6 protein-coding genes and 1 riboswitch are annotated in these 5,272 nt (G+C 78.3%); of the genes, 1 reads left to right on the top strand and 5 read right to left on the bottom strand.

The features are described from left to right. Positions 1 to 14 precede the first annotated feature (14 nt). The 5 genes from NT8_RS27100 to NT8_RS27080 form a co-directional block, all read right to left on the bottom strand. Positions 15 to 1,094, bottom strand: coding sequence for a FecCD family ABC transporter permease (locus NT8_RS27100; RefSeq protein WP_067975676.1), 1,080 nt, complete (start codon positions 1,092 to 1,094; stop codon positions 15 to 17). Further along, a complete protein-coding gene (locus tag NT8_RS27095) occupies positions 1,091 to 2,134 on the bottom strand; it encodes a FecCD family ABC transporter permease (protein WP_067975673.1) in 1,044 nt (347 codons plus the stop codon). Before NT8_RS27095 ends, NT8_RS27100 begins: the two co-directional genes overlap by 4 nt. Next, positions 2,131 to 3,159 (bottom strand): ABC transporter substrate-binding protein, encoded by a 1,029-nt coding sequence (locus NT8_RS27090; RefSeq protein WP_067975670.1) that lies wholly within the window; start codon positions 3,157 to 3,159, stop codon positions 2,131 to 2,133. Before NT8_RS27090 ends, NT8_RS27095 begins: the two co-directional genes overlap by 4 nt. 25 nt (positions 3,160 to 3,184) lie before the next feature. Beyond that, positions 3,185 to 3,369: riboswitch (cobalamin riboswitch) on the bottom strand. A gap of 77 nt (positions 3,370 to 3,446) precedes the next feature. Continuing rightward, the gene (locus NT8_RS27085) at positions 3,447 to 3,887 is read right to left on the bottom strand and encodes a GbsR/MarR family transcriptional regulator (RefSeq protein ID WP_157515997.1); all 441 of its coding nucleotides are present in this window, start codon (positions 3,885 to 3,887) and stop codon (positions 3,447 to 3,449) included. Next, a complete protein-coding gene (locus tag NT8_RS27080; RefSeq protein WP_067975667.1) occupies positions 3,884 to 4,705 on the bottom strand; it encodes an alpha/beta fold hydrolase in 822 nt (273 codons plus the stop codon). Before NT8_RS27080 ends, NT8_RS27085 begins: the two co-directional genes overlap by 4 nt. 130 nt (positions 4,706 to 4,835) lie before the next feature. Between NT8_RS27080 and NT8_RS27075 the strand changes: the two genes are divergently transcribed. After that, a complete protein-coding gene (locus NT8_RS27075) occupies positions 4,836 to 5,225 on the top strand; it encodes a RapZ C-terminal domain-containing protein (RefSeq protein ID WP_067975664.1) in 390 nt (129 codons plus the stop codon). Positions 5,226 to 5,272: the final 47 nt, after the last annotated feature.

Genomic DNA, 5,272 nt, shown 5'->3' with positions numbered 1-5,272 from the left:
CGCGGCCGCGCCGTTCACCCGGCGCGGCCGCCGCGGTGCGCCCGGACCAGCAGGGCCAGCAGGAAGGGGGCGCCGAACACCGCGGTGAGCACCCCCACCGGCAGCTCCACCGGGGCGAACACCAGCCGCGCCGCGAGGTCGGCGGCGACCACGAGCAGCGCCCCGCACGCGCCCGACGCGGCGAGGCCCGCGGTGCGGTCCGCGACCAGCCGCCGGACGATCTGCGGTGCCACCAGCGCCACGAACGCCACGGGGCCGGCGACGGCGGTCCCCACGGCGGCGAGGACCACGGCGGCCGCCAGCAGGCCGGCGCGCGCGGGCTCCGGCGCCGCGCCCAGCGACCGCGCGAGGTCGTCGCCCAGCTCCAGCAGGCGCAGCCGCCGGCCCAGAGCCGCCAGCAGCGGGGCGAGCAGCACCAGCGCCGCCGCGACGGCGGCCGCGTGCGCCCACCCCCGGTTCGCCAGGCTGCCGGTGAGCCAGATCGACGCCCGCTGCACGTCGTGCAGCTCCGCCCGCGTCAGCAGGACGGAGGTGAGGGCGGTCGCCAGCGCCGTCACGCCGATCCCGACCAGCACCAGCCGGTACCCGCTGATCCCGTCGCGTCGCGCCACCAGGTACCCCAGGAGGGTCGCGGCCGCCGCCCCGGCCAGCGCACCGGCGACCGTCGGCGCCGTCGCCCCGCCGGCCAGGGTGATCACCAGGACCGCCCCGGCCGAGGCCCCCGCGTTGACGCCGATGACGTCCGGACTCACCAGGGGGTTGCGCAGGACCCGCTGGAACACCGCCCCGGAGACCCCGAACGCCGCGCCCGCGCCCAGCCCGGTCGCCACGCGCGGCAGCCGCATCTCGGTGACCACGTGCGCGGGGACGGGCCCGGCCCGGCCGGTCAGCGCCGCCGGCACATCGCCGAGCGGAACGGGGTAGTCGCCGACCCCGAGCGCGACGGTGCCGGCCGCCAGCGCCACCACGGCGCACACCGCCGCCACGGCCGCCGACCGGGGGCGGAGCAGCAGCGACGCGCCGCGGGTCCGCAGCGCCACCGCGCCCCGGGGCAGCGCGGGCGACCGCCGCCCCGGCGCCGCGGGGCCGGTCACGGCAGCACCATCGTGCGCCGGCGCACCAGGTACAGGAAGAACGGCGCCCCGACGAGCGCGGTGACGATCCCCGCCTGGAGCTCCTGCGGGCGGACGGCGAGCCGGCCGGCCACGTCGGCGGCGAGGAGCAGCACGGCCCCGGTGGCGGCCGACCAGGGCAGCACCCACCGGTGGTCGGTGCCCGCAACGGCGCGCGCCACGTGCGGGGCCATCAGCCCGACGAAGCCGATGGGGCCGGCGGCCGCCACCGCCGCGCCGGCGAGCAGCACCACCGCCGCGCCGGCGGCCGCGCGCACCGCGCGGGGCCGGGCGCCCACGCCGCCCGCGAGGTCGTCGCCGAGCGCCAGCGCGTTGAGTGGGCGGGCCAGGGCCGCCGCCGTGACGGCGCCGGCCAGCACGAACGGGGCGAGCGCCGCCGCCGTCGCCCCGTCGGCGGCGCCCAGCGACCCCACCACCCAGAAGCGGTAGGCGTTCAGGGTCGTGACGTCGAGCAGAGTGAGGGCCGAGGTCACCGCGCCCAGCAGCGCGGTCACCGCCGCGCCCGCCAGGGCGAGCCGGACGGGGGCGGGGCCGCCCCGGCCGAGCGAGCCGACGGCGTGCACGGCCAGCGACGCGGCGGCGGCCCCGGCGAACGCGAACCACACGTAGCCGGTGTAGCCGGTCGGGCCCAGCACCGCGATGCCCGCCACCACGGCGAGGGAGGCGCCCGCGTTCACGCCGAGGATGTCGGGGCCGCCCAGGGGGTTGCGCGTCACCGCCTGCACCAGCGCCCCGGCCGCGCCCAGCGCCAGCCCGACGAGCAGGCCGGTCGCCGCCCGTGGCACCCGCAGGTGGCGGACGACGCGGTCGGTCTCCGACGCGGGGCCGCCCGCGTAGGCGGCGGGCAGGTCCGCCAGGCCGACCGGTTCCGGACCGGTCAGCACCGACGCCAGGGCCGCGAGCAGGAGGGCGGCGACCGCCGCCGCCAGGCCGGCGGCGCGCGCCCGCCCGCTGCGCAGCAGCGGTCCGCGGCCCCCCGCCGGAGCGGAGGCGGTCGTCATCCGAACAGGTCCGGGTGGGCGAACCGGGCGACCTGGACGACGGCGTCGGCGCTGCGCACGCCCGCGCTGCTGGTGGCGAAGGTGAAGCCGTGCAGGCGGTCGTCGCGCACAGCGGGCACGTCCGCCAGCGCGGGGTCGGCGCGCACCTCGGCGATGCGCGGCCCGGCGTCGGACTCGTCGACGTCCTCGCCGCAGCAGGTGAGGAACAGCAGCACCTCGGGGTCGCGGGAGACCAGCTCCTCCACGCCGACCTTGGTCAGCCGGCCGGACACGTCGGCGAACACGTTCTCGGCGCCGGCCAGTTCGATGACCTCGGTGGCGATGTCGTTGCCGCCGAGGACGCGGATGCCGTCCTCCTCGAAGCTCACCACGGCGACGCGCGGCCGCTCCTCGACCCCGTCGAGGCGGGCCGTGACCTCCTCGATGTCGGCGCGCATCCCGGCGACGACCTCGGCGGCGCGCTCCTCGGTGCCGGTGACCTCGCCCAGGCCCTCGATGTCGGCGTAGACGTCGTCCATGGTGACGTCGCCCGGCACCAGCGCCTCCTGGCCGAGACCGTCCTCGGTGGGGCACATGGACGTGAACTGCCAGGTGCGGACGCCCAGGTCGGCGAGGTCGCCGCGGGAGCCGAACGCGTCGTCGGTGAACGACCCGTACCCGGACACCACGAAGTCCGGTTCCAGCCGCAGCAGCTCCTCCTTGGACGGCAGCGCGGGGTAGTAGGGGGCGGCGGCCTGGGCGTCGGCGTACTCGGGCAGCACCGTGTTGTCGAGGAACGCGGTGCCGACCAGGCGGTCGCCCAGGCCGAGGGCGTGGGCCATCTCCACGGCGTTGTGGTAGGCGGCGAAGATGCGCCGCGGGGGGTCGCCCGCGGGGACCGCCATGCCGCAGTTGTCGATCTCGGGGCCGTGGGCGGCGGGGGTGTCGGAGGCGGGGGCGGAGCAGCCGGCGGCGCCGGCCAGGAGCGCGCAGAGGACGGCGAGCGGGCCCCGTCCGGGGGCGCCACCCGCGCGGGTGGGAGACATCGAGGAGGACCATCCTTCGTGGTGTGTTCCTGCGTCCGCCGTAGCCGGTCTCCTGGCTCCCGGGCCCCGGGGGCGTGCCCCGGCGGCGCCCCCGCCTTCCCGGGCCGTGGGGCCCAGTGGCGCGTGGGGGCGCCGGTCTCCCGGTCACAGTGGCGAGGACCGCACCGGATTTCCACCGGTTTCCCGTTCACTACGACTGATTTGTGGTGTTCCGAGGGATTCTCGCACCGGGGGCTGACGGGCCACCGCCCGGCCACCCGTCCCGCCGTGCCTCCGCGCCGCCGCCGTCAGCGCGCGCGGCGCCGCGCGAGCAGGTGCTCGCCCGCCTCGACGTAACCGGTGAACAGGTCGACCACGTCGCGCAGCCGCTCGCGCGCGGGCCCCGGGGCGGCCAGGTCCTCGCCCTCGCGCAGCGCGGCGATGAGCGCGCGGGCGCGGACGTGGCTCGCCTCCAGCAGCGACTCCAGGCCGCCGGCCGCCTCGACCAGCAGGCGGCGGCTGCCGGGCTGCGGCAGCGACCGCGCCAGGCCCCAGGAGTTGAGCTGCCGCACGGCGGGGCTGACGGCGGCCTTGCTCAGCCCGAGCCGTTCGCCGATCGCGTCGAGCGACAGCGGGTCGTCGGTGATGAGCAGCAGGCCGTAGACGCGGCCCGTGGCCCGCGGCAGGTCCCACGCGGCGAACAGCTCCCCCATGGAGGCGGTGAACGCCGCGCTGCGGTCGCCGGTCACCGGTGCGCCCCGTCGCCGGGCGCGGAGGGCAGGCCGTCCAGGAACGCGGCGAGCACGCCGCCGACCTCGTCCGGGGCGTCCAGCGTGGAGATGTGCCCGGCGCCGGCGACGACGTGCTCGCGGACGCCCTCGCGGGCCGCCCAGCGCGGCATGGCGGCGGCGATGTTGCCGGTGCGGTCGTGCTCGCCGCGGATCAGGCAGAGCGGCACGGGCGAGCGGTGGTCCGGGTCGGGGCGGAGCAGGTCGGTGGTGGCCCGCCACACCGCGGCGAACTCCCGCTTGGGCATGCGCGCGAAGACCTCGCGCGCGTAGCGGCGGCCGTCGTCGGTGGCCGCGGAGGCGGTGGCCAGCACGTCGGCGAACCGCCGTTCGGGGATGAGCGCCAGGCCGGGCGCCGCGGCGGAGAGGAGCAGGCGTTCGGCCCGCGACAGCGGACCGGCGTTCCAGGCCGCGTCGATCACGGCCAGTGCGCGCACGCCCCGGGGGTCGCGGCGGGCGTACTCCTGCACCAGGTTGCCGCCGAGTGACTGGCCGACGAGCACCGGCCGCTCCGCGCCGAGGTGGCGGAGCAGCGCGCCGAGGTCGGCCAGGGCGCGGTCGGCGGTGAACGGGGCGCCCGCCGGGCGCGACCCCCCGTGCCCGCGCAGGTCCCAGGTGACGGTCCGGTGGCCGAGGGCGGCGAGGCGGGCCGCCTGGGGGGCGAACATCGCCTGGTCGGCCCCCGCTCCGTGGGTGAACACGACCGGCGTGCCGGGGCCGCCGCTGTCGCGGTAGGCCAGGCCGCAGCCGTCCACCGCGAAGACGCTCATATTCATCATGTTCTGAATATAACGAATCCGGGTGCGCGGTGGGGTGAGGGCCCCGGCCACGCACCGCCCCGCCCCGCATAAGGTCGGCGGTGGACCTTTCCGCCCCGGCCCCGCACCCCGTGAGAAGAGGACGCAGACCATGTCGACCCCCGACGCCCAGGTGCGGCTGGTGAGTTTCGGCTTCCTGCACGGCGGCCCGCCGCCCGCGCACGTCGTCCTGGACCTGCGCCACCACTTCCGCGACCCCCACGTGCGGCCGGAACTGCAGGACATGACCGCCCGCGACCCCGAGGTGGTCGCGCACGTCCTCGACACCCCGGGTATCCCCGCCCTGATCGACTCCGCCGCGGCGCTCGTCCGCGCCTACCTCGCCGGGCCGTGCACGGGGGCCGTCGTCCTCGCCGTCGGCTGCACGGGCGGCCGGCACCGCGCCCCGGCCACCGCGGGCGAGGTCGCCCGCCGTCTGCACGGCGCCGGGATCGCCGTCGACCTCACCCACCGCGACATCGACACCCCCCGCCCGGAGTGACCGCGCCCGCCCCCGGAGGGGGCGGACGCCGGAGCGGAACGGCGGGC

The organism is Nocardiopsis trehalosi NBRC 14201 (assembly GCF_001552555.1).
GTDB lineage: Bacteria > Actinomycetota > Actinomycetes > Streptosporangiales > Streptosporangiaceae > Nocardiopsis_B > Nocardiopsis_B trehalosi.
Note: the sequence above shows the minus strand (reverse complement) of the source record. Positions and strands in the feature narration are given on the sequence as shown.